The following is a 1350-nucleotide window of genomic DNA, read 5'->3' as shown; positions in this document are numbered from 1 at the left end:
CTCGTATTCTGGTGCAACAGCGTTGCGTTCGATGCAACTCCAAATTTTCATTGGTGGACATATGAGTAACGAACCAAATCAAGCGGCGACCATGCCGGGCCCCTCGCAGCAGGCTCCGGGGCCCGCCGGCGGGCCCGGGCACACAGTCAGCAAGGAGACCAGGCGCCGGGTGATCGCCGCGAGTTTCATCGGCAACTTCGTCGAGTGGTTTGACTACGCCGTCTACGGCTACCTGGCAGTGACTATCGCCGCGGTCTTTTTCCCGGAATCGAATCCCCAAACAGGGCTCCTGCTGACCTTCGCCCTGTTTGCCATCTCGTTCCTGGTGCGGCCCCTGGGCGGCTTTGTTTGGGGACACATCGGCGACCGGGTTGGCCGCCGGACGGCACTGTCCCTCTCCATCCTTATCATGTCCGGAGCGACGTTCTGCATCGCGCTGATACCGGGCTACGACACGATCGGCATTTGGGCCCCCATCCTGCTGCTGATCATCCGCGTTGCCCAGGGATTCTCCGCCTCCGGCGAGTACGCCGGCGCCTCCGCGTTCCTGGTGGAGTACGCCCCGGCCAACAAGCGTGGTCTCTATGCCGCGGTAGTGCCGGCAAGTACGGCTGCGGGTCTGCTGCTAGGTTCACTCCTCGCGGGACTGCTAACCACTCTTCTCAGCGCCGACGCCATGCAGGGCTGGGGGTGGCGCCTGCCGTTCCTACTCGCGGCTCCCATGGGTCTGATCGGACGCTATATCCGCACCAAGTTGGAAGACACCCCGGTGTTCCGCGAACTCGCTGCAGAGGACGAGACCATCAAGGCGCCCGTCTTTGGTCTCTTCCGCAACCACTGGCGGCTGCTGCTGAGGGCTGTGGGAGCCGTGTTGCTCAATGCCGTTGGCTTCTACGTGATTCTCAGCTATATGCCCACGTACCTATCCTCAGAACTTGGCCTCGGCAAAACAGAATCGTTCCTAGCCACCACCATCGCGCTGGTGACTTACATCGGGTTCATCTTCCTGACAGGCATGCTCTCGGACCGCTACGGCCGCAAGAAGGTGCTCATCGCCGCATCTCTGAGCTTCATTGTGCTGACAGTTCCGGCCTTTGCCCTGCTAGGGACGGGAAACTTTCTGGTGATCGTCCTTATTCAAGTCCTGCTYGGTGCCATGCTCACCCTCAATGACGGCACGCTGCCGAGTTTCCTGGCGGAAATGTTCCCCACCCGGGTCCGCTACAGCGGGTTCGCCGTCAGCTTCAACCTCTCCAACGCCCTCTTCGGCGGCACCGCCCCCTTTATGGCAACGCTCCTGATCGCTGCCACGAAAAATGAGCTGGCTCCGGCCTGGTATCTCRTTGCCGC

1 protein-coding gene is annotated in these 1350 nt (G+C 61.5%); it reads left to right on the top strand.

Annotated features, from left to right (window positions below; translation table 11 throughout):
• Positions 1-61 precede the first annotated feature (61 nt).
• On the top strand, positions 62-1350 hold a 1289-nt coding region (locus AB4Y86_RS18985; protein WP_441403677.1), incomplete at its 3' end, for an MFS transporter.

It is taken from the genome of Arthrobacter sp. 2YAF22_2, assembly GCF_052114645.1.
Lineage (GTDB): Bacteria > Actinomycetota > Actinomycetes > Actinomycetales > Micrococcaceae > Arthrobacter.
The sequence above is the reverse complement of the archived record's forward strand: the minus strand, read 5'-3'. Positions and strand labels throughout refer to the sequence as shown.